Source organism: Hyphomonadaceae bacterium BL14 (assembly GCA_027627705.1).
Classification (GTDB): Bacteria; Pseudomonadota; Alphaproteobacteria; order Caulobacterales; family Maricaulaceae; genus Oceanicaulis.
In genome coordinates, this window is sequence record CP091242.1 from 843,923 (window position 1) to 870,004 (window position 26,082).

Here is a 26,082-nt window from a genome sequence, read left to right on the forward strand (position 1 = left end):
TCCGGACCCGGAGCGACCGTCCCAAACGCTCCCAACTCAAGTGAGGCCGCATGGCAGTCGCCCGCAAACTCGGCCGCGGTGAAGTCACTCGCGAGAAACTGCTCGACGCAGCCGAGATGCTCTTCGCGCTCAAGGGCTTCCACGGCGTCACCGTCCGGGCAATCGCCCGCGAGGCCGACAGTGACCCGGCGCTGGTGACCTATTATTTCGGTGGCAAGCGCGAGTTGTTTGACGACGTCCTGCTGCGGCGCGCCGAGCAGCTCAATCAGGTCCGCCTGCAGGAGCTGGAGGCCTGTGAACGTGAAGCGGGCCCCGACGGACCGACGGTCGAGCAGATCATCGCCGCCTTCACCCATCCCCTCCTGGAGCGGTCGATCCACGGCGATCCGGGCTGGAAAAGCTATTTCGCCCTGCTGGGCCAGATCACCAACGCGCCCGACTGGGGCGGCGCTGTGATGTCGAAATACTATGACCCGATCGTGCGCCGTTTCCTGCAGTCGATCCGCAAGGCGCTGCCCGATTGCCCTGAGGAAGAATTGTTCTGGAGCTATCACTTCCTGTCCGGGGCGCTGGTGCTGACTTTCGCCGAAACCGGCCGAATCGATACCTTGTCGGACGGATTGTGCAAATCCACCGACATCAAGGCGGTCGCCGACCGGCTGCCTGATTTCATCGCCGCCGGTTTCCGCCGGCTGTGCGCCAAGGACGCCGAAGCGCGCGCCGAACGTGAAAACCAGAGCCCGGGACACCCGACCGCATGACCCAGTATACAGCCCGCACCTACACCGCGCCCGATGGCGTTAGGACGTGGTACCGCCATTACGATACCGGAACTGACCGCCTGCCGGTGCTCTGCATGCACGGGCTGACACGCAACAGCCGGGACTTTGAAGAGGTCATTCCGGCCATCGCCGCCGCGGGACGGTCTGTGATCGCGGTGGACGTGCGCGGACGCGGGCATTCTGACCGCGATCCCGTGGCGGAAAACTATAATCCCGGTATCTATGTCCAGGACATGTTCGGCGTGCTCGCCCAGTCCGGCTGGAACCAGGTGATCACGCTGGGCACGTCCATGGGCGGGCTGATGAGCATGGTCATGGCGGCAGGCCGTCCCGGTCTGATCGCAGGCGCAATCATCAATGATATCGGGCCTGAGCTCGATCCCCGGGGGCTCACCCGTATCCAGGGCTATGTGGGCGGAGCCGCAGGACCCTTCGTGGACTGGGCCGCGGCGGCGGAGGCCGTGCGCGCCATCAATGGCGAGGCCTTTCCGAAAGAGACCGGACACGCATTCTGGGGCGCGTTCGCCCGGCGCACATGCCGCGAGTTGGAAAGCGGCCAGGTGGTGTTCGACTATGACCCGGCGATTTCAAAGCTCGCGCGCACCGGCAATGTGGCACCGCCCGATCTGTGGCCGCAGTTTGAAGCGCTGGCGGCGTCGCCGCTTCTGCTGGTCCGCGGCGCGATCACCGATCTGCTGGCCAGCGCCTGCGTGGACGAGATGCGCGCGCGCGCGCCGCACATGGCCTATGCCGAAGTGCCGGATGTGGGCCATGCGCCGCTCCTGACCGAGCCTGAAGCGGCGCGGGCCATTCATGCGTTTCTCGCCGGGCTCGACTGAGTCTGGGTTTCAAGGATGATCTCCATGTTGCTGCGCATTCTGGGCGCTCTGATCCTGATCGCGATCCTGTTGGTCGCCGTCTTTGCCTTCCTCTCCCGCACAGGCGGGTCCGACGTGCCGGCGGCCGGTCTCCAGACCGGCGCAGATCGGCTCGTGGACGCTGGCGGCGAGACCTGGCGTGTGCGCGAGGACGGACCGGCGGACGCCCCGGCGCTCGTGCTGATCCACGGCTTCAGCCATTCGCTGGAGACCTGGGATCAGTGGGCGGACGACCTGTCGGCCGACTACCGTGTGATCCGGTTTGATCTGCCCGGGCACGGTCTGACCGGCGCGCGCGCCGACGGCGCCTACAGCGTGACAGACACGGTCACCCAGGTCAGCGCCTTGCTGGACGCAGTGGCACCGGACCGGTTCGTGCTGGGTGGCTCATCGCTGGGCGGGCTGGTGGCGTGGCGCTACGCCGCCGACCATCCGGACCGGGTGGAGGGGCTGGTCCTGGTCAGTCCGGGCGGGTACCCGATGCATGGCGTGGGCGATGAACCGGCACCGATCCCCCTGCCCGTGCGCCTGTACCTGAACACGGCACCGGAAGTCGGCGTGCGCGCCGCGACGCGCGCCCTGTATGCAGACCCGTCCAAAGTCACCGATGAACAGGTCGCGCGAATTCGCGCCATGATGACGACCCCGGGTGTTCAGGACGCGCTAATCGCGCGCCTGGAACAGTTCACCCTGCCTGATCCGGAGGCAGATCTGGCACGGGTCGAGGCCCCGGCCCTGGTGCTGTGGGGCGCGACGGACGTGATGATCCCGGTGGAAAACGCCGGCCGTTTCGAGGCAGCCATGCCCGATGCGCGCGTGGTGGTTCTGGAGAATGCCGGTCACATGCCCATGGAGGAAGCGCCGCAGGAGAGCGTGATGGTGGTGCGCAATTTCCTGGCCGGCCTGGGCGAAGACCGGCTCGACTAAGCCTGGTCCGGCGGCCCTGAGGCGGCGGCGGGCAGCGCTTTGACATGCAGGTCCATCTGCGGGAACGGGATTTCGATCCCGGCCTCGTGCAGCGCGTCCCAGACCGCCAGATAGACATCACTGCGCACATTGGAGAGCCCGGCCTCGGGGTCCGCGATCCAGAAACGCAGATCGAAGTTCACCGCGCTGTTGCCGAACTCCATCACATTGCAGACCGGGTCCTTGTCCGTGACGACCCGCGGCACGCTGGCGGCCGCCTTCTGGGCCAGGTCCTGGACCGCGCGCAAGTCACGCGTCTTGTAGGACACCCCGAACGGCGCATGCAGGCGCACAACGCGGTCAGAATGGGACCAGTTGATCACACCGTTGACGATGAAGTGCTCATTCGGGATCAGCATCTCGGTGCCGTCGCGCGTGCGCACCGAGACATAGCGCGACTGCATCGCGCTGACCCAGCCGAACGTGCCGTCCACCTCGATAGCGTCGCCCGGCTTGATGGATTTGTCGGCGAGAAGCGTGAACCCGGCGGCGAAGTTCGCCACGGTCTTCTGCAGGCCCAGGCCCACGCCAATACCCACCGCGCCGGAGAAGATCGCCAACGTGGCCAGGTTGAACCCCGTCATCTGAAGTGCGATCAGCAGCGCGGTGACGGGCAGAAGCACGCCCAGCACCTTGGAGATCAGCGCCTTGAAGGCGGGCGACAGCTCCTCGGTCTTTTCAAGCTGGCTATTGATTGTACGTCCGGCCAGCGAGGCGAGCCAGAACAGCACCCCAAAATAAACCAGCGTGCGCACGATATCGAACAGGGAGAGCTGGATCGCCGTGCCGTCATCGGCCATACCCAGAGGGATGGCGAAGGCCTGCATCTGCTGGGTCACCGGAACCAGCAGGCCGAATACGTCCAGCACAGCGATCGGCCAGGCGATATAGAAGGCGACGTTGGACCAGAATTTCGACTGGATGATCAGCGACACTGCCCGGATCACGATCCAGGCGGTCATCAGGCTGGTGGCGGCGTTGAGAAGCGCGTAGGGGCGCTCCAGCACGGCGAGGACAAGCTGGATCAGCGTCAGCACGAGCAGCAGCGCCAGCGGCGTCATCAGCCGGGACACGGCGTTGATCAGTCGGCGCGCCAGCCCGGCTTTCAAAAAGCCCGATGTGGTCTGAATAACCAGCTGGCGCAGCTTTGGTCCAAAGATCAGGGCCGGGGCCAGTGCCGCGGTGATCAGGGCCAGCTGAACCCCGTTATCGAGATTGAGAACCGTCTGCTCAAACCAGTGGAACGCCTCGAGCAGGCGCGCCTGGATTTCGTCAAGCGCCAGCAGATCATCAATGGCTGATTCAGGCGCAGCCTGCGGCGTGGTCATCGGTTCTTGGCCCGGGTGCGATGCATTTGTCAGAGCGTTGCGCGCTCAGGCGCATTTGTCGAGACCAGGCGCGGCGCGCGGAGCCGCCGACAGGGGCAGGCGTGCGCGCACCCTGTTCCTATTTCGAGGGCGCGCCGCTATGCATGCGCCCTAACCATCTTGCCTGAACGGACAATCGCCATGGCCCGCATTCTCGTCACCAGCGCCCTGCCCTATATCAACGGCGTCAAGCATCTGGGCAATCTGGCCGGTTCCATGCTGCCCGCCGATGTGTATGCGCGTTTCCAGCGGCTGCGCGGCCATGAGGTGCTGGCCATCTGCGCCACAGACGAGCACGGCACACCGGCCGAGCTGGCCGCGGCGGCCGCAGGCCAGGACGTGCGCGCCTATTGCGACGAGCAGCACGAAATCCAGAAAAGCCTGGGCGAAGCGTTCGCCCTTCAGTGGGACTGGTTCGGGCGCACCTCCCGGCCCCAGAACGCGGCGCTGACCCAGCACTTTGCGGACGTGCTGGAAGCCAAGGGCCTGATCGGCGAAGTGACCGAGCGCCAGGTGTACTCGGTGGATGATGCGCGCTTCCTGCCCGACCGCTATGTGGAGGGGACCTGTCCCAATTGCGGATATGAGAAGGCGCGCGGCGATCAGTGCGACAATTGCGGCAAGCTGCTGGACCCGATCGACCTGATCAATCCGTATTCGGTGATCTCCGGTTCACGCAATATCGAGGTGCGCGAGACCCGCCATCTCCAGCTGCGCCAGAGCGTCATGGCTGACCGGTTGCGTGCCTGGGTGGATGCCGCCGAAGGCTGGCCGTCCCTGGCCAAGTCCATCGCCTATAAATGGCTTGATGAAGGCCTGCGTGACCGCACCATCACCCGCGACCTGGCCTGGGGTGTGCCGGTGACCAGGGACGGCGCACCGCGCCCCGGGTTTGAAAACAAGGTGTTCTATGTCTGGTTCGATGCGCCCATCGGCTATATCGCCGCGACGCACGAGTGGGCCGACGCGACGGGCGGCGACTGGGAAAGCTGGTGGCGCACCGACAAGGGCGCGGGCGATGTCAGCTATGTCCAGTTCATGGGCAAGGACAATGTCGCCTTCCACACGGTCAGCTTCCCGGCCACGATCCTCGGCTCTGAAGAGCCGTGGAAGACAGTCGACAAGCTGAAGGCCTTCAACTGGCTGACCTGGTATGGCGGCAAGTTCTCCACCAGCAGCAAGCGCGGCGTGTTCATGGACCAGGCACTGGACCTGCTGCCCGCGGACTACTGGCGCTGGTACCTCACCGCCTACGGTCCCGAGGGCGCGGACGCGCAATTCACTTGGGAACATTTCCAGAGCGCGATCAACACCGATCTTGCCAATGTGCTGGGAAATTTCGTCAACCGAATCACCAAGTTCGGCGCCTCACGCTTTGGCAGCAAACTCCCCGATGGCGGCGAGCCTGGCGAACACGAAGCCTGGCTGGAATCCGAACTTGACGCGCGCCTGAAGACAATCGCCGCCCATTACGAGGCGATGGAGTTCCGCAAAGCAGGAGCGGAAACCCGCGCCCTGTGGGTGGCTGGCAACGAATACCTCACCCGCGCCGAGCCATGGGTGAAGTTCAAAACCGACCCGGAGGCTGCGGCCCTGGGCGTGCGCACAGGGATCAATCTCGCGGTCATCGCAGCGATCGTGGCGCAGCCGGCAATCCCCGAAGCGGCCGCGAAGATACTCGATGCGCTGGGCGTTCCTGAAAAGAACCGCACCTGGCCCGGCGGCCCTGCCAAGAACCTGCTGGACGCCCTGCCCCGCGGTCTCCACTTCACCCCGCCGCCGATTCTATTTGCCAAGATCGAGGATGAGCAGGTCGCCGAGTGGACCGCCCGGTTTGCGGGCGCCGACGGTGAATCGAGCGCCTCGCCCTCGGCCTAGACCGGCAGCAGGGCTGCGTAGACGCGCCGCGCCTCGCCGGCCAGCAGATTATAGGCGCGGCAGGCCGAGCCCGTATCCATCACTTCCAGACCGATGCCGGCATCGCGAAATGCCTTGCGCACGGCGGCGGGCGGATGGGTCAGGCGCTCCCCGGCGCCCAGTACCACCATGTCGGGGCGCGCCTGCGCATTCAGCAGATCGGAGAAATGCTCCGGCGTAAGAGCGGTGGCATTCCCGGGCGCATCGCGCCAGGCGCGCGCTGCGCCATCAAAAATCAGGGTCGCGCCGTCCTTGCGTACGCCGCCAATACGAAACCCGCCATCGCCATACGCGTCAATCGCTGGCGCGCGCACATCATGGGGCAAGCGCAGCGTCCTCTTCACGGCTCTCGCGCTTGACTCCGGTCAGGGTGAGCAAGGGTGCCGCCACAAAGATGGATGAATAGGTGCCGATCGCCACGCCCCAAATCAGGGCAAGGGCGAAAACCTCCAGCGCCGGTCCGCCAATGACCGCCATGGATATGATGGCGACGAGCGTGGTGCCCGACGTCAGGATGGTGCGCGACAAGGTTGCGTTGATCGCAAGGTCAAGCACTTCAGGCGTCGGCTTGCTTTTGAACTTGCGGAACATTTCACGGATGCGGTCATACACCACCACCGTGTCATTCATCGAATACCCCACAATGGTCAGGATCGCCGCAATGGTGGGCAGGTTGAACTCAAGCTGGGTGACAGCAAAAAAGCCAATGGTCAGCACCACGTCATGGATCAGCGCCACCACAGCCCCGACTGAATATTGCCACTCGAAGCGGAACCAGATGTAGAGCAGCATCAGCAAGAGCGCGACGATCACAGCGGTCGCGCCGGCCACGACCAGCTCGCCAGACACCTGGGGCCCCACCACCTCGACGCTCAGGTATTGGACCGATGTCAGGCTCTCATTGAGCGTTGCCTGCACCACACGGCGCACAGCCTGCTGAGCCGCCTCGAAATCCTCGACCGGGGCCCCGGCCACCCGCTCGGCGGTTTCCACATCCACCATCGCGACGCGCACGAGCACGTCAGACGCGCTGCCAAACTCCTGCACCTGAACATCGCCCAGATTGAGGCCCGCCAGCGCTGCGCGGATCTGACCAAGATCGGAGGGCTCCGGCGCGGTCGTGAGGGCGATTGACGTGCCGCCGCGAAAATCAATGCCGAGATTAAGCCCGAAGGTGAAGAAGGCGCCCACCGAGCCCAGGACCATCACGAGGGCCAGTGCGAAGGCGGCGACCCGCATCCGGATAAACCGGAATTGCGTCTCTTCCGGGAGCAGGCGCACCAGAGGGAAAAAGTTCATGACGGGCCGCTCCTACATCGCCAGTTTTTTGGGCCGCGCAACCCGCAGCCAGGTCGCGATCAGCAAGCGAGACAGCACGAACGCCGTGAAAACAGAGGTGATGATCCCGATGCCCAGCGTCACCGCGAAGCCGCGCACCGGTCCCGCGCCCAGCATGTAGAGCACGGCGGCCGCGATGAAGGTCGTGATGTTGGCGTCCAGAATGGCCGAGAGGGCGTGGTTGTAGCCATTCTCGATCGAACTCGCGAGCGTGCGCCCGTTCTGCCATTCCTCGCGTATGCGTTCATAGATTAGCACGTTGGCATCCACCGCCATGCCGATCGTCAGCACGATGCCTGCAATGCCCGGCAGGGTCAGCGTCGCCTGGAGCCCTGACAGAGCCCCCAGCAACAGGAAGATATTGGTGATCAGTGCCGCCGTGGAGACCACGCCGAAATAGCCATAAGCCAGCCACATGAACACGATCACCAGACCGAACCCGATGAGGATGGCGATCTGGCCCCGCTCGATGGAGTCTTGCCCCTGGCTGGCGCCGACCGTGCGCTCCTCGATCGGTGCCAGGCGTGCCGGCAGCGCGCCTGCCCCGATCATGGTGGCCAGGTCCGTGGCCGTGCGGACCGTGAAATTGCCCTGAATGATACCCGATCCGCCCAAGATGGCAGAGCGGATCACCGGCGCGGTGATGATAACGTCATCAAGCACCACAGCGAAGCGCCGCCCGATATTGGTCTGGGTGGCTTCGCCAAACGCACGCGCGCCGGACTGATTGAAGGTGAAGGCGACCACGGGCTGGCCGTTTTCGTCAAAGCTCTGACCGGCATTGGTGAGCTGCTCGCCCGTCACCAGGGCGCGGCGCTGAACCGCCAGGCAAGGCTCGTTGGGATCGTCAGTCGGATACACCACGATGCCCGGTGGTGTGCGGCCGCGGCAGTCAGGACCGACATCGACGCCCGTTTCCACCATGTGGAAGGTCATGCGCGCCGTCGTGCCGACCAGTTCAATGATGCGCTGCGGATCACTCTCTCCGGGCACCTGGACAAGCACCCGGTCATCGCCCTGGCGTGCGATAATGGGCTCGGTCGTGCCCATGCCATCGATACGGCGGCGGATGATGGAGATGGATTGCTGCACCGTACGCTGGCGGATTGAGTCCAGCTCAGCATCAGTGATTTCGATCATGATGGTTCGCCCGTCCCCGGAATCACGAATGTTCAGGGTATTGGCCGTGCCCGCCTGGCCGCCGGCGGCGGTGACCCGCTCATTGATCTCGTCGAGGCGCTCAAGCGCCCGGCTCATGTCCGCCGGGTCCGTCAGCCGCACCACCACCTGGTTGTCGATGACAGCTGGCGGGGCCGACAGGATCGGCTGGGCGCGCCGGAACAGGGATCGCACATCGTCCTGAAGATTGTTCAGCCTGTCCTGGCGCACTTCATCCAGATCGACCTGGAACACCAGATGCGAGCCGCCCTGGAGATCAAGGCCCAGATTGATGGTCTGGTTGGGCAGGAACGACCACGGTGCACTCGCCTGCCCGTCGCGGTCATACCGGACGGACTCCGGCACGAAGTTGGGCAGGGTGAACAAAAAGCCGACGAGGATGACGGCCAGGATCAGCACCGTCTTCCAGGGGGGGAAATACAGCATGGGCGTTCCGGTCTGACTGGCGCGGGAGCCGGTGATCAGCCCCGCGCGGCGCGCTTATTCGGACGGCGTATCGCCGGCGGGCTTGGCCGGGGCCTTGCGGGCGGCGGGTTTGCGCGCAGCGGGTTTCTTGGCGGCAGGTTTCGGCGCGGGCTTGGTCTCGCCGTCATCATCGTCTCCGGCGTCATTGGCCGGCTCGGTGCGGGTGCGCACCTGAGTGATCGTGCTCTTGATGACCTTGACCCGGACGCCCTCAGACAGCTCCAGCGTCGCTTCATCGTCGGTCAGGCGCGTCACCTTGCCGATCAGACCGCCGCCGCTGACCACTTCGTCACCCCGGCGCAGATTCGCGATCATCTCACGATGACGTTTCACCTGCTGCTGCTGGGGACGCATGATGAGGAAGTAAAAGATGGCGATAAACGCCACAATCATCAGGAGCGTGCTGAGAAACTGAGAGCTTCCGCCTGCTGCGGCGATAAGGAAAGTGTCGGTCGCGACGGTCATAAGCGCTCCACGGTTGAGGGGGATTGAACTGCGCCGCGACTATATCGGGGTGCGCCCGCGTTGCAACAAGGCCTGACGGCTGATTTCTAACGCCTGGGCAATTGATCAATCGGATTGACCGGCGTCACTCCGCGGCGAATCTCGAAATGCAGCACCGGCCCCTCGCCAGGCCCGGCTCCGCCCGCGTCCGCGATATGGTCGCCAGCATTCACCCGCTGGCCCTGCTGCACCCGCAAGACAGAGTTGAGCCCATAGGCGGTCACCCAGCGGTCCTCATGACGGATCAGCACCAGCTCGCCATAGCCCTGCAGTTCATTGCCGGCGTAAACGACTTCCCCGGCTGCCGCGGCGCGCACCGGTTCACCGACACGCGCCGAAATCCGGATGCCGTCGAGGCGCCGGCCAGACGTGTTGCCGAACTGCGCCACGACCGGTCCCTGGAGGGGCCACACGAATGCCGGTGCCGTGGCGCTCGCCGGCGGCGGGGGTGGAGGTGGTGGCGGCGGACTGGCCGTGACAGGCGGCCGCGCAACCGTGCCGCCGCCCGTGGTCTGGCGCGGCGGGGCCTCCGCGACCGCCTGACGCGGCGCGCCGGATACCCGCAATTCCTGCCCGGGATGAATGGTCGTGTTTTCGCTGATACCGTTGAGCCGGGCGAGCTCCCGCGTGCTCATGCCGTGATTGAGGGCAATCCGGTACAGATTGTCGCCGCGCCGCACTCTGTAGACCGACGGGCCGGGGATACGCAGCGTCTGACCCGCTCGCAAGGTGTACGGCGACGAGAGGCCGTTCTCGGCTGCCAGCGCCTGGATTGTGGAGCCACATCTCACGGCAATTGCGCTGAGCGTGTCGCCGCGCTGCACGGTCACGGAACGTCCGCAGGACGCCGCAGGCGGGCTGGACAGATCGCCATGGTCAATGGGTGCCGGCGCGCGCGGGGCGGTTCCGCACGCGCCAAGCGCCAACACCACACTTCCAAGCAACAGGCGCCGGGCGCTCTGACGCATGGCTGGAAACCCTCGCCAATGATCCATAGTCACACGCGATCATGACGCGGGAGCGTTAACCGCGCGTTGACTAATAGTTCGTTTCTCCGCCCGCCGCAGCGGCCGGTTCCACGCGCTCGAACACACCAAGCCCGCAGGCACCCGCCTCCATGCGTGACCCGGTATCAATGACGCGGACGATCTCGCCCCGGCACAGCTGGCTGCCTGACACCTGATACTGGAGATAATTGAACGAGCTGGCCGCACCGTGGCAGCCGCGGCTGACCTGGTTGATATACGTGCCGCCGCCGCGCATCGTCACCAGCCACCGCGTATCATCAATGGGCGTGATGCTCCGGATACGGGTTGTCGACAGGCAGGTGGTGGTCTCGCCGGTCGCTGTGAACTCCGCCAGACGCGCTTCGGCGCGCTCCTCTGCGGTCTGCCCGAGGGCGGCGGCACTGACACCGGCAGACAGGATGGCGGCGCAAATCAGATGCTTGATCATAGCGGTCTCCTCAACGTTCGCGCCGATGCAAAGCCATCGTCGCGTGAGCTGATGATAGCATTGTTTCGCGCCATTTCCTCCCGGCGAGTTTCGATACCTGATTAATTCCCACTCAGATTGCTTTCATGCCGGAGCGCAGGGGGCGGCATGAACGTTGCGGTCAATTGCACATCGCCCTGATCCATTGCGGAAATGCGCACCATGATGAAACACCTCATCGTTCCCATCGCTCTCGCCGTGTTAGCCAGCGCCAGCGCAGCAGCCCAGAACCCTGGCCAGATCGCACGCGCGCAATCCGGAGCTGATTGCCCCGGCTGCAATCTGTTCCAGGCCGATTTGTCCTATCGCGCCCTCGACCGCGCAGATTTCTCTCGCGCCCGGCTGCGTCAGGCCGATCTGAGCCTGTCGACCTTCAATGACGCCCGCTTCGACGGTGCCGACCTGGTGACAGCCAATCTGTTCGCGGCGCGTTTCACCGGTGCCAGCTTCATGAATGCCGATCTCAGCCGCGCGACCCTGGTCGGGGCTCATTTCGGCGGCGCCAATCTGGCTGGTGCGCGCCTGGACGGAGCGAATATGTCCGGGGCCGAGCTGGCCGGGGCCCGCGGCCTGACGCAAGCGCAACTCGCTGCCGCGTGCGGCGACGCCGCCACCACCCTGCCCGCTGGATTGAGCACGCCGCCGTGCCGCATGACCGGCCTTACTGCGAATTAAGTCGCGTCCTACGCCTGTGCGCGCTAGCGTTGGCGCTATGATCCTGCGTGTCTCACTCGCCATCACGTGCGCCTTTTTTGTTGCCGCGACCCAGGCCGCGGCGCAGGAGCCCCATCGTCGGCTCGTGATCAGCGGCGACTGCTTGCAGTGCGACTTTGCGGGCAAGAATCTTGCGGGCATTCATATTCTGGGCGGGGATTTTTCCGGGACGACTCTGGCCGGAGCTGAAATGCTTGGGGCACGGATCCTGGACGTCCGGCTGGAGGGTGCCGATCTGTCGGGCGTCTCGCTGGCCGAGGCACACCTGGCCGACACCTCGCTTGAAGCGGCCTCACTGACCGGTGCCCGGCTGGACCGGGCGCGCCTGCACCGGGTCAATCTTCAAAATACCCGTATGGACGGGAGCCGGCTGGACGGCGCAGTCATGCTGCTGACCGACCTGTCAGGTGCCCGGCTGCGCGAGGCCAGCGCGGTCGGGGCGGTCTTGCGCCAGACCAGTCTCGAACGCGTCGATGCCCGTGAGGCGAATCTGAGCGGTGCCCATATTGTATCAGGCCGCCTGGGCGGCGCTGATCTGCGCGGCGCGATCATGACCGACATGATTATCGAAAATTCCGATCTGACAGGCGTCGATTTGCGCAGTGCCAGCCTGACTGGCGCGCGCTTTATCGCCGTCAACCTTTCCGGTGCCGATTTTCGGGGCGCTGAGGGTATGGATGCAACAACCTTCCGCCTGGCTTGTGGCGATGACCAGACACGCCTGCCGGATGCCACGGCACTGCCTTCGTGCAGTGAGCCCATTCAGATAGCCCGCTATGTCACGGCGCAGCGCTCGGGCCGGTTGTCTGGCGACCAGCGAGCCCGGATGCATGATGTGCGCACGGCACTCGAGCAGGCGCTGGCCGAATCCGAGCGCGCCTTCATGTCGCGCCACCATGCGCCGTCCGAAGCCTTCGAGGCCGCCCGTCAGGGCCTGCGCGCTGCCGCCGAGGCCATGGCCGCCGCCGAGCTGGATGCCGAACAGACCACTTGGCGCTTTGAAATGCGCCGGTCGGAAATCGGCGAGCCGCTGCGCGTCATGATCGAACAGTCGGCCACACCCCGGCGCTCAGCCTTGACGGCGGAGCCGGTGCGCCCCGCCCAGCCGCCCGAGCCGCGCCGGGACCGGCCGGACCGCTAGCGCGCAACCGGCCTGCCCAGGGCATTCCCGATCTGTTTCAGGCCTTCTTCGGCTCCGGTGCCACCGTGCGCAGGTGCAGTTCGCGCAGCTGGCGCAGTTCTGGCTCGGCGGGCGCATTCATCATCAGATCGCGCGCCTGCTGGTCTTTGGGGAACATCACCACTTCGCGCAGATTCTCCACGCCCGCCAGCAGCATCACGATGCGGTCCACGCCCGGCGCGATCCCGCCATGGGGCGGTGCGCCGCAGCGGAAGGCGTTGAGCATGCCGCCAAACGCCGTCTCGACAGTTTCGGGGCCGTAGCCGGCGAACTCGAAGGCTTTCAGCATCACGTCCGGGCGGTGGTTCCGGATGGCGCCGGAGGAAAGCTCCACGCCGTTGCACACAATGTCGTACTGCCAGGCGTTCAGGCCCAGCAGCGTCTCGTGATCGTCCGGCCTGAGCGCCATGAAGGCGTCGGCGTCCATTTGCGGCATGGAGAACGGGTTGTGGGAGAATTCCACCTTCTTGTTCTCCTCGTCCCACTCATACATCGGGAAATCGATGATCCAGCAGAATTTGAAGACATTCTCCTCAAACAGGCCCAGCTCGCGCCCGACCACGTCGCGCGCCTTGCCCGCAAAGCTGTAGAACGCCTTGGGGTCACCTGCTGCAAAAAACACCGCATCGCCCGCTTCCAGGCCCAGCTGGGTGCGGATGGCGTCGGTGCGCTCGGGACCAATATTCTTGGCGATGGGGCCGGCCCCCTCGAGCGCACCGGCCTCCTCGCGCCAGAAGATATAGCCGAGCCCCGGCTGACCTTCTTTCTGTGCCCAGGCATTCATCCGGTCGCAGAAGGCGCGGCTGCCGCCGGAGCTGGCCGGGATCGCCCAGACTTCCACTTTCGGGTTCTTCTCGATCATGCCGGCGAACACCTTGAAGCCGGACCCGGCGAAGTGCTCGGTGACCGCCTGCATGCGGATAGGGTTGCGCAGATCGGGCTTGTCCGACCCATAGGAGCGGATCGCCTCGGCATAGGGAATGCGCGCGAACGCCTCGTCGGGGACATGGCGGTCACCAGCGAATTCCTGGAACACGCCGTGGAGCACAGGCTCTATGGCGTTGAACACGTCTTCCTGGGTAACGAAGCTCATTTCCATGTCGAGCTGATAGAACTCACCCGGCGCGCGGTCGGCGCGCGCGTCCTCGTCGCGGAAGCACGGTGCGATCTGAAAATACCGGTCAAAGCCCGAGACCATGATCAGCTGCTTGAACTGCTGGGGTGCCTGGGGCAGTGCGTAGAACTTGCCCGGATGCAGGCGCGACGGCACCAGGAAGTCGCGCGCACCCTCCGGCGAGGACGCGGTCAGGATCGGGGTCTGGTACTCGGTAAAGCCCTGATCGACCATGCGGCGGCGCAAAGAGTCGATGATCTTGCTACGCAGCACGATGCGCTTGTGCAGGCTGTCGCGGCGCAGATCGACATAGCGGTGCTTCAGGCGCACCTCCTCGGACCAGTCAGGCTCACCGAACACCGGCAGGGGCAATTCCTCGGCGGCTGACAGCACCTGCACGTCGGTGACCCGCAGTTCGACTTCACCTGTGGGCAGACCAGCGTTCACCGTGTCGCCGGTACGCGCCACCACCTCGCCTGTGACGCACACCACGCTCTCTACCCGCAGGCGCTCCAGCGTGGCGAAATGGGTGTTGTCCGGCTCCAGCACGCACTGGGTCAGGCCATAGTGATCGCGCAAGTCCACGAACAACAGCCCGCCATGGTCGCGCTTGCGATGGATCCAGCCGGACAGGCGCGCGGTCTGGCCGACATCGGCCTTGCGCAGGGCGCCGCAAGTATGAGTGCGATAGGCGTGCATGGCGTGATGATCCGATCCGGAGTGGCGGGAGTGACGTGCAGGCAGGCGAGCGCGGGTTTTGGCGGCGCCTGCGCGCGCTTGTCAAGGAAGGCGCCGCCGTCTTGTGAAGCGGCAAGAACCTCTCCAGCATGCGCAGCCATGCGTGCACACATCTTCAACGCCGGTTTCTGGGCTCTGTCAGCCCTTGCGGTGCTCCTCTTCTCGCCTGTCCTGCTGCTGCCCGGCCGGGGCGGCGTGGCCTTCGCCATTCACTGGCATGCGCGCGCGTTTCGGCTGTGGCTGAAGGCCTGCGGCGTCAGCGTGGAGTATCGCGGGCTGCACCACGTGCCTGCCATCCCCGCCCCGGTCTTCGCAGCCAAGCACCAGAGCTGGGGCGACGGACTCTTGCAGGTCGCGCGTGATTCTGAGCTCGCCTATGTCATCGGCGACCACATGCTCGCCTTCCCCCTGGCGGGGCGGTATCTGCAGAAAGCCGGCGCGGTCGTGGTGGACGCGAGCGCCGGCGGGCGCCGCGCGCCGGGTGCATTCGAAGCCGGCGTGGAGCGCCTGGCGCGCGAGGGGCGCGCCGCGTTGATCTTTCCCGAAGGCGGCATTGCCGAGGTCGGGACGCGCCTGCGCTACCGCAAGGGTGTGCACAAACTCGCGCGCGCCCTGGACCGCCAGGTGATTCCCGTGGCGACCAATCTGGGATGCTTCTGGCCGCGGAAGGACTGGACGCTGACGCCCGGCAAGGCAGTGGTTGAATTTATGGCCCCCATGGCCCCCGGCGATGACGCCATCGCTTTCGTCAAGCGGATTGAGGACGTGATCGAGACCCGAACACGCGCGCTTGAGGCCGAAGCACGCCGCGCAACGTGGTGAATGAGCGCTCACTCATTTTTCTATTGACCGGCCGGTTTTGTCTCGATATTGAATGAGTGAACGCTCACTCATGCGCCCAGCGAGGCCAAACATGTCCACGCCGTCAAAGCCTGCAACCGAAACCGCAGTCCCAGCCGATGCCGACAATCGCGGCGTCATCGCCGCTGACGGCACGCCCATGGCGCGCATCGAGCGCGCCGCGCTGGTTCTGTTTGCCGCCAGCGGCATTGACGCGGTTACCACCCGCGCGATCGCCACGCGGGCGGGTGTCGCTGAAGGCTCGATCTATCGCCATTACCCCAGCAAGGAGGCCCTCGCCCGCGCCCTGTTCGACGCCATCCACGGACGGCTCTATGCGCTGGTCGAGGACGCCATCACCGGTGCAGGCGACGATTTCGAAGCGGCGGTGGCGCAGGTTGTCGCGGTCTATTGCGAAGCCGCCGACCGGGACCGCATCCTGTTTGAATACCACCTCACCCACATGTTCCGGTTTGCCCGTGCTGAGAGTCCCGGGCGTCCCGACCCGACGGCGCTGATCGTGACGCGCGTCCACCGTGCCATGGCCGATGGCGATTGCCCGCGCGGCGATGCCGAACTGAAAGCCGCAGCAGCGCTGGGCGTGGTCCTGCAGCCCGCGGCGCACCGCATGGCGGGCCGTTTCTCATTCGGTCTGTCGGAACAAACCGAATCGCTGGCACGCGCGGCGCTGGCGGCCTTGCACGCGGCCTAGGCCGCTATTCCTGACATTCGCCAGCCCCGGCTGGCCCTGTTTCACCCTGGAGCGATCTCATGATCCGCAGCCTTGCGCATGTCATTGCCTACTGGCTCATCACCCCGGTGGCGGCGATCGTTTGCGCCCTGCTCGCGCTCTGGCCCGGGCGTGGGCCGCTGGCTGCCGCCATTCGCCTCTATGGCATCGCTCAGGTGCTGGCTTTGCGCTGGATCGCCGGCGTGCAAATCGACGTGCGCGGCCGCGAGCGCCTGCCGGACGGTCCCACCGTCATCGCGGCCAAGCACCAGAGCTGGGGCGACGGCTTCGTCATGGTGGCCGAGATACCGGGCCTGGCCTTCGTCGCCGGAGATCATCTGCTCAGATTTCCGCTGATCGGCTGGATCCTGAACCGGCTGGGCACCATCGTCCTGTCCAACAATGGCGGCGAAGCCGAGCGTCAGCGTATGCAGACCGGTGTTCTGGGCCTGAAGCGCTCGCACCGGTCTGTGCTGATCTATCCCGAGGGCCATCTGGCGGCACCCGGTGAGGCGCACCGTTACCGCAAGGGCGTGTTCCACCTGTATGACGCGCTGCAACGCCCCTGCACGCCCGTGGCCACCAGCCTGGGGCTGGGCTGGGACCGCCAGAGCTTCCGCAAACGCCCCGGGCGCGTCACTGTGGAATTTCTGGACCCGATCGAGCCCGGCCTGGGCAAGGAGGACTTCATGTCGAGACTTGAGGCCGTCATCGAGGCGCGCACCCACGCCCTGCTGGCGGAGGGCCGCGCATGAGCCCGCTCGCGACGTTCGCATTGCTGGGCCAGAGACGCTACTGGCCGATCTGGGCCGGACAGGTTCTCGGCGCTTTCAATGACAATCTGTTCCGCTATGCGCTGGTGACGATGGCGGCGTTTCAGGGCCTGTCTGTGTTCAGCATGACGGCAGAAGAAATGGCGCCCATCGCTGCGACAGCCTTTACCCTGCCGCTCTTCGTGTTCTCCGCGGTCGCCGGCCAGATTGCAGACAAGTTCGACCGCATGAAGATCATGAAGGTCACCAAGGTCGCCGAAATCGTACTGATGGGGCTGGCGGGGATCGGATTCCTGCTGGGACAGGCCTGGATCCTCCTGGCGGTGCTGTTTCTGATGGGGGTGCAGACGGCATTCTTTGTCCCGGCCAGGTCCGCCGCGATGCCCAATGTACTGGAGCGCCAGGAGCTCGTCGGAGGCAATGCGCTGCTCTCGGGTGCCATCAACATCATGATCCTGGCCGGTGCCATTGGTGGCACCTTGCTGGTGGGAGAAGCCTGGGGCCCCGGAGCGCTGGGCGCGATCTTAATCAGCTGCGCGGTGCTGGGCTGGCTGGCCATGCGTGAAGGCGTGCCTGCGCCGGCCAGCAATCCGGCCTTGAAAGTCAGCTGGAATATCGCCGGTCAGACCTGGCGCATTCTCGTCTTCGGGCTGAAAGACCGCCTGGTAGTGGGGCCGCTGCTGGGTGTGGCCTGGTTCTGGCTGCTCGCCGCCGCCGTGATCACGGTTCTGCCGGTGCTGACGGCGAATGTGCTGGGCGGCGCGCCGTCCGTGGTTGCGCTGTTCCAGCTCATGTTCACTGTCGGTGCGGCGCTAGGTGCTGTCCTGTGCGCCGTGCTGGCGCGCGGCGGCGAGGCGCGATGGCTGTCCATTGTGGGCGCGGCAGGCCTTGTCATCTTCCCGCTGGACCTGGCGATCCAGGCGCTGGGCCGCACGCCGGGGCCGGAGCTCATCGACGCCGTCACCTTCCTGAATGCGCCGGAGAATTTGCGCTTCCTGATCGGGTTGACGCTGGCGGCGGTCTCCGGCGGCCTGTTCCTGGTGCCGCGCCAGGCCATGATCCAGGGCCGGGCCTTGCCGGAGCGCCGCGGCCGGGTGCTGGCCGCCAGCGGCGTTCTGAACGGCGCGTCCGCGACGCTGGGCCAACTGGTGCTGCTGGCACTGGCCTGGCTCGGGGCACCGCTGCCAACCGTGTTCATTCTGATCGCGGCCGGATCGGCTATTATCGTGCTGACCGATATTCTGCGCCCCAGCGGTCCGCCCCCGCGCCGGAGCGAGTGATGAGGCCTCTCGCCAAATCGCAGCGGCGGGGCTAAGCCGGAAATCATGGAGTGGATATCTGACACAGCCCGTTTGGCCGACGCGTGCGCCGAAATGCGCAAGGCCGAGTTTGTGGCGGTGGACACCGAGTTCATGCGCGAGACGACGTTCTGGCCCCAGCTCTGCCTGATCCAGGCAGCGGGCGGGACACGCGAGGTGCTGATTGATCCGCTGGCCGAAGGGCTGGATCTCACCCCTTTTCATGAGCTGCTGACCGATCCGTCGGTGGTCAAGGTCTTCCACGCCTGCCGCCAGGACCTTGAGATTTTCTTCCACTCGGGTGGCGGGCTGATCCCGACGCCGCTGTTCGACACCCAGATCGCGGCCATGGCTGTGGGTCTGGGCGATTCGATTTCCTACGACAATCTGGTGCGCGCCTATCTGGGCCAGGGCGTCGATAAGGGATCGCGCTTCACTGACTGGTCGCGCCGGCCCCTGTCGGACGCCCAGAAAATCTATGCGCTGGCGGACGTCACGCTGCTGCGTGACCTGTTCCCGCAGCTGCGCAGCCAGCTCGCCGAAAGCGGGCGCGAAGGCTGGCTCGCCGAGGAAATGAAGACGCTGACCGACCCGGCCACCTATCAGATGAAGCCGGAAGACGCCTGGAAGCGTCTGAAGCTGCGCAAAACCACGCCCAAATGGCTGGCCGCCCTGAAAGCCGCCGCCGAATGGCGCGAGATCGAAGCCCAGACCCGCGATATACCGCGCAGCCGGATCATGAAGGATGACGGGCTCTACGAGCTCGCCCAGGCCGCGCCGCAGAGCGTGGAGGAGCTGGGCGTGCTGCGCGCCGTGCCCAATGGCTTTGAACGCTCCAAGCCCGCCGAGCGCCTGATCGCACGCATGCAGATGGCCTTGGCGGACCCCAAGGCCTATGCGCCCAAGCTTGACCCGCTCACCGCCGTGCCGCCCAATCTCGGCCCGGTCATCGAGCTCCTCAAAGTGCTGCTGAAGGCCGTCGCGGAAGACGCCGATGTGGCGCCGCGCCTGATCGCCACCATGCCCGATCTCGAACAGATCGCCGCGTTCGACGACGCAAAGGTCGCCGCCATGAGCGGCTGGCGGCGCAAGGTGTTCGGCGACAAGGCCTTGCGCCTCAAGCGCGGTGAGCTGGCTCTGGTGCTGGAAAACGGCAAGGTCGAAGTGGTCGAACTGGAATAGCGCCACGCGTCCCGGTCTGCCACACTGCGTCCATGACGACGCAACCTGCTCCTGTTGTCGCGCAACGCGCCCGCCCGGCTGGCGGCGCCATGGCGCGTGCGCTCCTGACTCTGGGTGTGGTGTGTTTTCCGCTGGGCATCACCCTGCCGGTGATGGAGACGACACGCTTCTGGGTGTTTCGCGACAGCTATTCGCTGTTCGGCGCGGTCAGTAAGCTGCTTGAAGCGGGCGAGTGGCGGCTCGGACTGTTGGTTGCCCTCTTCTCCATGGGGGCACCGCTGGCCAAGATGATGCTGGTGGCGGCGCTGCACGCGCGCCCGGCCGGGGCAGACGGTGGCTGGCTCGCACGCTGGGTGGAGCGGCTGGGCAAATGGTCCCTGACCGATGTGCTGGTGGTCGCCTTGCTGATCGTGATCTGGTCCGGCGGTGCCATGGTGACGGTGGTCAGCCAACCCGGCCTGTGGTTCTTCGCCCTCAGCGCGATCTGCCTGATGCTGGCGTCCGGGCGGATCATGCGCGATCTGACGCCGTCACCACAGCCATAACCGCACGCCGCGTCACGGCAGTTCTCTGGAATGAAAATGGTCGGAGCGGCCGGATTCGAACCGGCGACCCCTGGTCCCCCAGACCAGTGCGCTAACCGGGCTGCGCCACGCTCCGATACCAAGTCGTCCGGGCAGTGCCCGGTCCCCGGCCCTCGGTGCCGGGAGGCGTCTTATAGGCGGGCCGCACGGCTGCGGCAACCGGGCGCGGCACCCGCCTGCAAACGATATCCAGGTGTCCCGTCAGCCCGCCGGGCCAAGCACCTGATCAAGCCGCGCACGCGCCGCCTGCACATGGTCCAGCGCCCGTTGAGCGGCGGACCGCTGGGCGGGTGTCAACTCCATGGAATGAGCCGGGATGGGACCGGAGGCGCGGCCGGGGGCAACGGCCCGGGGCCAATCCTCATCGTCACGCATCTCCACTGGCTGACGCGCGCGCGCCGGCGGTGTCTCGATCTGCGGGGCCGCGCCGGCGGCATCAGGCGCATCCGCCCCGCCGGGCGATGCGGGCGCGACGGTGCCATCAGCGAGCGCGCAGACCCCGGCCACGCCGTGATCCTTCAGGTATTTCTGGGCCCCCTTGATAGTATAGCCTTCTTCATAAAGAAGATGCTTCAAGCCCTTGAGAAGATTAATGTCATGGGGACGATAAAGCCGCCGCCCGCCGGCTTTTTTCACCGGCTTGATCTGGATGAACTTGCTCTCCCAGAAGCGCAGCACATGGGCCGGCAGTCCGGCTTCCTCGCCCGCTTCGGAAATGGTCCGGTAGGCGTCAGCAGACTTGCCGCTCATGCGCGCTTCCTAGCGTGACAGAGCCGTATCGACCCTGTCCTTGAGAACCTGGGAGGGTTTGAACACCAGAACGCGCCGCGGTTCAATCGGCACTTCCTGACCGGTTTTCGGATTGCGTCCGACGCGGCCATTCTTGTCACGCAGCACGAACGAGCCGAACGATGACAGCTTCACCGACTCGCCATCCACCAGTGTCTCGGCCACCATATCCAGCACGGCCTCTACCAGTTGCGCGCTTTCCTGCCGGGAGAGCCCAACCTCCCGGTTGACGGCATCGGCCAGATCCGCCCGCGTCAGTGTCTTGGAACCCATATGTCATCCCCTAACCTGTCCTGTGCCCCACACGTTACGGCGAGCACCGCGGCAAGGTCAATGTTAACCATAATCACAGGGTTAGTACCGCGCTAACGCCGCGCCCCAAGTGAACCCGCCACCCATGGCTTCCATCAGAACGAGATCTCCCCGTTTGATGCGCCCGTCCCGCACCGCCACGTCAAATGCCAGCGGAATCGAGGCAGCCGATGTGTTGCCGTGCAGGGCGACGGTGGAGATGACGCGCTCGTGCGGAATGTCCAGCCGGTTGGCGACACCCACCAGAATGCGCTGGTTGGCCTGGTGCGGCACGAACCAGTCAACGTCGGCGATGGCGATTCCGGCCATCTGCGCCAACTCACTCATGGAGCCTGCGATCTTGTTGACCGCGTGGCGGAACACCTGATTGCCCTGCATGCGCAGATGCCCGACCGTCTTGGTACGCGACGGCCCGCCATCGACATAAAGCATGTCGCAAAACTCGCCGTCCGATCGCAGGTGGGTGCGGATGATGCCTTTGTGCGCATCGCGCGACCCGGTCTCGGCAGTGAGCACCACCGCTCCAGCCCCGTCGCCGAACAGCACGCAAGTGGTCCGGTCGGTCCAGTCGAGAATACGCGAGAACGTCTCCGCGCCGATCACCAGGGCCGTCGTGGCCTGACCGCAGCGAATGAAATTGTCGGCGGTCGCCAGGGCATAGAGAAAGCCCGAACACACCGCCTGCACATCAAACGCGCAGCCGCGCTTCACGCCCAGTTTTTCCTGAACAATGGTCGCAGTGGCCGGAAAGGTGAGGTCCGGCGTGGCGGTGGCCACGATGATCAGGTCGACATCCGAGGCGGACAGGCCGGCATGGTCCAGCGCCCGGCGGGCCGCTTCCACGCCCAGATCGGACGTGTACTGCCCCTCCGCCACGATATGGCGCTGGGTGATGCCGGTGCGTTCGCGGATCCACGCGTCCGTGGTTTCCACGATGGCTTCCATCCCGGCATTGGTCAGCACCTTTTCCGGAAGATAGGATCCGATGCCGGCGATGCGTGAATAAACGTCTGTCACGCTGATTCCCTTTGCGCCTGATCCGTGCCGCCCTCGCCCGGCACCTCAATGGCGGCCAGACGCGCCAGATTGGTCTCGATTTCTCTGAGAAAGGCGCTGTCGGCCATCTCCAGTGCGATACGCAGTGATGTGGAGAAACCGGCAGCATCGGTTCCGCCGTGGCTTTTGACCACCACACCGTTGAGGCCCAGAAAGACCCCGCCATTGACGTTGCGCGGGTCCATGCGGGCGCGCAATTGCTTGAGGGCGCCCAGCGACAACAGGGCCGCGCCGGCCTTGGCCAACAAAGAACTGGTCATGGCTTCCTTCATCCAGCCCCCGACCAGCCGCGCGGTGCCTTCAGCGGTCTTCAGCGCCACATTCCCAGTAAATCCGTCGGTGACGACCACATTGGTGGTGCCCGCCGAGATATCGTCGCCCTCGATGAATCCGCGATAGTCCATGTCCAGCCCGGCCGCACGCACCAGCGCATCCGCATCGCGGATCACCTGGCTGCCTTTGAGCTCTTCCTGACCGACATTGAGCAGGCCCACGGTCGGGCGCGCCGCGCCATGCATGGCGCGATGAAAGGCTTCGCCCAGCACGGCAAACTCGACAAGCTGAGAGGGTGTGCAATCCACGTTGGCACCCACATCCAGCACGGTGGAAAACCCGCTGGGGGCCGGCCAGCTGGCGGCAATGGCGGGGCGGTGGACGCCCGGCTTCATGCGCAAAATGACCTTGGATATCGCCATCAGCGCGCCGGTATTGCCTGCCGATACGGCCACCTGCGCCTCGCCGTCCTTGACCGCGTGCACAGCGTTCCACATGGAGGACCCGCGCGAGCGGCGCACCGCTTCGGACGGTTTGGCGGACATGTCCACCTCGGTATCGGTGTGGCGGACCTCGCTGGCATCGCCCAGCACGTCATGGCGCGCGATCAGGGGTGCCAACACGTTTTCATCGCCATGGAAAATGAGGCGGACCTTGCGTCGCCGGGCGCTCAGAAACAGCGCCGCGCCGTCCACGACGCTTTGCGGCGCGTGATCGCCCCCCATGGCGTCAAGCGAGAGAACCAGTCCTGTTGTCATATCAAATCCGGACAAAATGAATGGACATCGCGCCTGAATGCGGGCGGCGCGCGCACCTTACCTTGCGCCCTTCGCGATGCAAACCGCGCCAGCTCAGCCGATGAGCGATCGCGCAAAACGGGGCGTTTCGCCTTCAATCAGCGCCTGCGGTGCCTGATCGGCCAGCTGTGCGGCGCAGGTCATCGCATAACGCGCGAACGCGGCCGCCTTGGGGCCGGCACCGGCATCGCCATCAAACATGTTGCGCGACATGGCCTCGGCCAGGGCGCTTTCGTCCCCGGCGGCAAGTGCGGCTTCATAGGCTTTGGCGCGGCCATAGAACGCCTCGCCCATCGCCTTGATTCGCTTGCCGACAGACAGGTCCCCGGTGCCCATTTCGCGCAAGGCCGCATCCATGTCATCGAACATGATGTCGAACACAAGCTGGGCCAGGCGCTTGCCCGACTCGCCCCCGTCGCGCAGCCGCCGCAACAGCAAAATGGCATGCAACACGATCAGATCGAAGCGCCCGTCCACCGTGTCCGGCGCCCCGTTGGCACCATACAAAGCCGGGCGGCGCGCGGCCTCGAGCACCGCGTCATACAGGACGCGGGCACGCGCCTTGAGAGGGTCTTTTGCGAACAATCGGCCGAACATGCGCGAACATCTCCCAATCAGGCCCGCTTGAAGCTATGGTCGCGTCACGGTACGTCAATACGACAAGCCGCAAGCCCGCTTGCGGCCTTTTGACAGCGTTTGCAGGAGAGTTCCATGGCCTTTCGCCGCGCCCTCATCGCCTCCGCCATCATTCTGGCGGGCGGGCTCGTCACGGCCTGTAACCCGACCCTGCGCAGTCACGGTTTCCGGTTTCCTGATGGCGAAGTGCCAGTCATCACTGCAGGCGAGGACACCCAGGCAAGCATTCTGGCGACGCTCGGCAGCCCGTCCACGCGCGGCATGTTCGACGACAACACCTGGTATTATATCGCCGATACGCGCGAGTATCTGGCCTATCTGCGTCCCGAAACCCGCGAACGCCGCGTTATCGCCGTGCGCTTCGACGAAGCCGGTGTGGTCAGTGCCGTCGACGAGTACGGGATGGAAGACGGCCGCATTGTCGCCTTTGTGGGCCGGGAGACGCCGACGCGTGGACGCGAACTGTCCGTGCTCGAGCAATTGCTCGGCAATGTGGGTCGTCCCTCGGCTGATCAGTTTGGCGAACAGCAAAACCTGCCCGGCGGCGCCGGCGGCCCGCGCCGTCAATAGGATTCCAAAGCGATGGATCTGGTGATTCCCGCACCGGCGCTGGTTACCGCGCCGGTCGAAGGCGGCGGCGATTTTCCAGTGCGCCGGATTTACTGTGTCGGGCGCAATTATGCTGACCATGCCCGCGAAATGGGTGCCGACCCCACACGCGAAGCCCCGTTTTTCTTTTCCAAGCCGCGCGATGCACTGGCCGCAGGCGGCTACATCCCCTATCCGCCCGCCACCGCCGATCTGCACTATGAGGTCGAGCTGGTCCTGGCGCTGGGCAGCGGCGGATCCAATCTGACGCCGGACGCAGCGGCAGCCTGCATCTGGGGCGCCGCGGTCGGGATCGACTTTACCCGCCGTGACTTGCAGGCTCAAGCCAAAGACAAGGGCCGCCCCTGGGATACCGCCAAAGGATTTGACGCCTCTGCGCCCATCGGACTGATCCGCCCCGGTTCTGCACCGGGCAGCGGTGCCATCACGCTGAGCGTCAATGGGCAGATCCGCCAGAGCGGCGATGTCGCCGACATGATCTGGTCATCTGCGGAAATCCTCAGCCATCTGTCTGCCCTGTTTGACCTGGCCGCCGGCGATCTGGTTTTCACCGGCACCCCTGCGGGCGTAGGCCCGGTCAGCATCGGCGACACGCTGGATGCGCGCGCGGGCGATTTGCCCGGCCTTCAGCTGACGATCGCGCCGCGCACCTGACCTTGCCGCATCCCATGGGCAGGTCTAGACCGGCAGGCCATCTGCGAGCGGAGCATGTCATGAGCGAGCGCATTCGCACGTCAGTCGACCTCGAAGGCGAGAACATTCACTGGGACCCGCGCGACGGGCTGTCCTACAGCAAGTATCTCGGTATTGACGCCCTTCTGGCGGCCCAGACACCACTGACCGATGAACATGACGAGATGCTGTTCATCATCATCCACCAGGCCAGCGAGCTGTGGCTGAAGCTGTGCCTGCACGAGCTGAATGGCGCCATCGCCCATGTCCAGCGCGACGAGGTGGGCCCGGCGCTGAAAATGCTGGCGCGCTTCGCCCGCATCCAGGAGCAGCTGTCCCAGTCCTGGGCCGTTCTGGCGACGATGACGCCATCGGATTATCTGCGCTTTCGTGACAAGCTCGGGCACTCTTCAGGCTTTCAGAGCTGGCAGTACCGTTGCATGGAATACCGCCTTGGCAACAAGAACCCGGCCATGGCGCGCGTGTTCGCCAATGAACCCGACGCCCAGGCCCGGGTGATGACGGCGCTCAATGCGCCCAGCCTCTATGATGAAACCCTGGCCATGGCGGCACGCCGCGGCCTGCCGGTGCCTGCCGCGGTGCTGGAGCGGGATTTTGCGAGGGCCTATGAGCCTTCACCTGGTGTCGAGGCGGTCTGGCGTACAGTCTATCACGACACTGCGCGCTGGTGGGAACTCTACGAATTTGCCGAAAAGCTGGTCGACGTCGAACAGAAGTTCGCGCAATGGCGCTTCAATCACATGAAAACCGTTGAACGCATTATCGGTTTTCGCCGTGGCACGGGGGGTAGCTCGGGCGTGTCCTATCTGGTTAAAGCCCTTGATTTGCGCGTCTTCCCCGAACTGTGGACCGTGCGCACCGCGCTCTGACACGA

General features: G+C 65.2%; 28 protein-coding genes and 1 tRNA gene. 15 read left to right on the forward strand and 14 right to left on the reverse strand.

Annotation, left to right across the window (positions count from 1 at the left end):
* Positions 1-50 precede the first annotated feature (50 nt).
* The 3 genes from L2D00_04025 to L2D00_04035 are packed head-to-tail and all read left to right on the forward strand — an operon-like array spanning position 51 to position 2,587.
* Positions 51-761: a TetR family transcriptional regulator gene (locus L2D00_04025; GenBank protein ID WBQ13856.1), complete on the forward strand. Its 711-nt coding sequence runs from the start codon at positions 51-53 to the stop codon at positions 759-761.
* The gene (locus L2D00_04030) at positions 758-1,621 is read left to right on the forward strand and encodes an alpha/beta hydrolase (protein WBQ13857.1); all 864 of its coding nucleotides are present in this window, start codon (positions 758-760) and stop codon (positions 1,619-1,621) included. Before L2D00_04025 ends, L2D00_04030 begins: the two co-directional genes overlap by 4 nt.
* 24 nt (positions 1,622-1,645) lie before the next feature.
* A complete protein-coding gene (locus L2D00_04035) occupies positions 1,646-2,587 on the forward strand; it encodes an alpha/beta fold hydrolase (GenBank protein WBQ13858.1) in 942 nt (313 codons plus the stop codon).
* On the opposite strand, the gene L2D00_04040 is transcribed toward L2D00_04035, so the two are convergent.
* Positions 2,584-3,954, reverse strand: coding sequence for a mechanosensitive ion channel (locus tag L2D00_04040; protein WBQ13859.1), 1,371 nt, complete (start codon positions 3,952-3,954; stop codon positions 2,584-2,586). The two genes, L2D00_04035 and L2D00_04040, sit on opposite strands and share 4 nt — an antisense overlap.
* A 180-nt stretch (positions 3,955-4,134) precedes the next feature.
* Between L2D00_04040 and metG the strand changes: the two genes are divergently transcribed.
* Positions 4,135-5,871, forward strand: a complete 1,737-nt coding sequence (gene metG / locus L2D00_04045) for a methionine--tRNA ligase (protein ID WBQ13860.1) — start codon at positions 4,135-4,137, stop codon at positions 5,869-5,871.
* Here metG and L2D00_04050 read toward each other — a convergent pair.
* The 6 genes from L2D00_04050 to L2D00_04075 all read right to left on the reverse strand — a co-directional run bounded on the left by L2D00_04050 (position 5,868) and on the right by L2D00_04075 (position 10,851).
* A complete protein-coding gene (locus L2D00_04050; protein WBQ13861.1) occupies positions 5,868-6,236 on the reverse strand; it encodes an Mth938-like domain-containing protein in 369 nt (122 codons plus the stop codon). The two genes, metG and L2D00_04050, sit on opposite strands and share 4 nt — an antisense overlap.
* Positions 6,226-7,209, reverse strand: coding sequence for a protein translocase subunit SecF (gene secF, locus L2D00_04055; protein WBQ13862.1), 984 nt, complete (start codon positions 7,207-7,209; stop codon positions 6,226-6,228). The genes L2D00_04050 and secF overlap by 11 nt, the downstream gene beginning before the upstream one ends.
* A 12-nt stretch (positions 7,210-7,221) precedes the next feature.
* Positions 7,222-8,853 carry a protein translocase subunit SecD gene (gene secD, locus L2D00_04060; protein ID WBQ13863.1) on the reverse strand — a complete coding sequence of 544 codons (1,632 nt, stop codon included), beginning with the start codon at positions 8,851-8,853 and terminating at the stop codon, positions 7,222-7,224.
* A gap of 54 nt (positions 8,854-8,907) precedes the next feature.
* On the reverse strand, positions 8,908-9,357 hold the full coding sequence (gene yajC, locus L2D00_04065) for a preprotein translocase subunit YajC (protein WBQ13864.1): 450 nt from the start codon (positions 9,355-9,357) through the stop codon (positions 8,908-8,910).
* An 86-nt stretch (positions 9,358-9,443) separates the two neighbouring features.
* Positions 9,444-10,364: a M23 family metallopeptidase gene (locus L2D00_04070; GenBank protein ID WBQ13865.1), complete on the reverse strand. Its 921-nt coding sequence runs from the start codon at positions 10,362-10,364 to the stop codon at positions 9,444-9,446.
* Between the two features lie 70 nt (positions 10,365-10,434).
* Entirely contained in the window at positions 10,435-10,851 is a 417-nt protein-coding gene (locus L2D00_04075; protein WBQ13866.1) for a hypothetical protein, read from the reverse strand.
* A gap of 201 nt (positions 10,852-11,052) precedes the next feature.
* Between L2D00_04075 and L2D00_04080 the strand changes: the two genes are divergently transcribed.
* On the forward strand, positions 11,053-11,565 hold the full coding sequence (locus L2D00_04080; GenBank protein WBQ13867.1) for a pentapeptide repeat-containing protein: 513 nt from the start codon (positions 11,053-11,055) through the stop codon (positions 11,563-11,565).
* 124 nt (positions 11,566-11,689) lie between these two features.
* Entirely contained in the window at positions 11,690-12,745 is a 1,056-nt protein-coding gene (locus L2D00_04085) for a pentapeptide repeat-containing protein (GenBank protein WBQ13868.1), read from the forward strand.
* A gap of 37 nt (positions 12,746-12,782) precedes the next feature.
* Here L2D00_04085 and aspS read toward each other — a convergent pair whose 3' ends face one another.
* Positions 12,783-14,597 carry an aspartate--tRNA ligase gene (gene aspS, locus L2D00_04090; GenBank protein ID WBQ13869.1) on the reverse strand — a complete coding sequence of 605 codons (1,815 nt, stop codon included), beginning with the start codon at positions 14,595-14,597 and terminating at the stop codon, positions 12,783-12,785.
* A gap of 138 nt (positions 14,598-14,735) precedes the next feature.
* Here aspS and L2D00_04095 point away from each other — a divergent pair, with 138 nt between their 5' ends.
* The 6 genes from L2D00_04095 (at position 14,736) to L2D00_04120 (ending at position 20,004) form a co-directional block, all read left to right on the forward strand.
* A complete protein-coding gene (locus L2D00_04095) occupies positions 14,736-15,458 on the forward strand; it encodes a 1-acyl-sn-glycerol-3-phosphate acyltransferase (protein ID WBQ13870.1) in 723 nt (240 codons plus the stop codon).
* A gap of 91 nt (positions 15,459-15,549) precedes the next feature.
* Complete coding sequence (locus L2D00_04100; GenBank protein ID WBQ13871.1) at positions 15,550-16,188, forward strand: TetR/AcrR family transcriptional regulator; 639 nt, start codon at positions 15,550-15,552, stop codon at positions 16,186-16,188.
* Between the two features lie 59 nt (positions 16,189-16,247).
* On the forward strand, positions 16,248-16,961 hold the full coding sequence (locus L2D00_04105; GenBank protein ID WBQ13872.1) for a 1-acyl-sn-glycerol-3-phosphate acyltransferase: 714 nt from the start codon (positions 16,248-16,250) through the stop codon (positions 16,959-16,961).
* A complete protein-coding gene (locus tag L2D00_04110; GenBank protein ID WBQ13873.1) occupies positions 16,958-18,259 on the forward strand; it encodes an MFS transporter in 1,302 nt (433 codons plus the stop codon). The genes L2D00_04105 and L2D00_04110 overlap by 4 nt, the downstream gene beginning before the upstream one ends.
* A 72-nt stretch (positions 18,260-18,331) precedes the next feature.
* Positions 18,332-19,459: a ribonuclease D gene (rnd, locus tag L2D00_04115; GenBank protein ID WBQ13874.1), complete on the forward strand. Its 1,128-nt coding sequence runs from the start codon at positions 18,332-18,334 to the stop codon at positions 19,457-19,459.
* A gap of 89 nt (positions 19,460-19,548) precedes the next feature.
* Entirely contained in the window at positions 19,549-20,004 is a 456-nt protein-coding gene (locus L2D00_04120) for a paraquat-inducible protein A (protein ID WBQ13875.1), read from the forward strand.
* A 37-nt stretch (positions 20,005-20,041) separates the two neighbouring features.
* Here L2D00_04120 and L2D00_04125 read toward each other — a convergent pair.
* The 6 genes from L2D00_04125 to L2D00_04150 all read right to left on the reverse strand — a co-directional run bounded on the left by L2D00_04125 (position 20,042) and on the right by L2D00_04150 (position 23,867).
* Positions 20,042-20,119, reverse strand: a tRNA-Pro gene (locus L2D00_04125).
* Between the two features lie 125 nt (positions 20,120-20,244).
* On the reverse strand, positions 20,245-20,793 hold the full coding sequence (locus tag L2D00_04130) for a MerR family transcriptional regulator (GenBank protein ID WBQ13876.1): 549 nt from the start codon (positions 20,791-20,793) through the stop codon (positions 20,245-20,247).
* 9 nt (positions 20,794-20,802) lie between these two features.
* Positions 20,803-21,105 carry an integration host factor subunit alpha gene (locus L2D00_04135; GenBank protein WBQ13877.1) on the reverse strand — a complete coding sequence of 101 codons (303 nt, stop codon included), beginning with the start codon at positions 21,103-21,105 and terminating at the stop codon, positions 20,803-20,805.
* A gap of 81 nt (positions 21,106-21,186) precedes the next feature.
* A complete protein-coding gene (locus L2D00_04140; protein WBQ13878.1) occupies positions 21,187-22,161 on the reverse strand; it encodes a ketoacyl-ACP synthase III in 975 nt (324 codons plus the stop codon).
* Positions 22,158-23,231: a phosphate acyltransferase PlsX gene (gene plsX, locus L2D00_04145; protein ID WBQ13879.1), complete on the reverse strand. Its 1,074-nt coding sequence runs from the start codon at positions 23,229-23,231 to the stop codon at positions 22,158-22,160. The genes L2D00_04140 and plsX overlap by 4 nt, the downstream gene beginning before the upstream one ends.
* A gap of 93 nt (positions 23,232-23,324) precedes the next feature.
* Positions 23,325-23,867 carry a ubiquinol-cytochrome C chaperone family protein gene (locus L2D00_04150; GenBank protein WBQ13880.1) on the reverse strand — a complete coding sequence of 181 codons (543 nt, stop codon included), beginning with the start codon at positions 23,865-23,867 and terminating at the stop codon, positions 23,325-23,327.
* Positions 23,868-23,981: 114 nt separating this feature from the next.
* On the opposite strand from L2D00_04150, the gene bamE reads away from it, so the two are divergent.
* The 3 genes from bamE to kynA are packed head-to-tail and all read left to right on the forward strand — an operon-like array spanning position 23,982 to position 26,077.
* Entirely contained in the window at positions 23,982-24,476 is a 495-nt protein-coding gene (gene bamE, locus L2D00_04155) for an outer membrane protein assembly factor BamE (protein WBQ13881.1), read from the forward strand.
* A gap of 12 nt (positions 24,477-24,488) precedes the next feature.
* The gene (locus L2D00_04160) at positions 24,489-25,169 is read left to right on the forward strand and encodes a fumarylacetoacetate hydrolase family protein (GenBank protein WBQ13882.1); all 681 of its coding nucleotides are present in this window, start codon (positions 24,489-24,491) and stop codon (positions 25,167-25,169) included.
* Between the two features lie 59 nt (positions 25,170-25,228).
* Complete coding sequence (kynA, locus tag L2D00_04165; protein ID WBQ13883.1) at positions 25,229-26,077, forward strand: tryptophan 2,3-dioxygenase; 849 nt, start codon at positions 25,229-25,231, stop codon at positions 26,075-26,077.
* Positions 26,078-26,082: the final 5 nt, after the last annotated feature.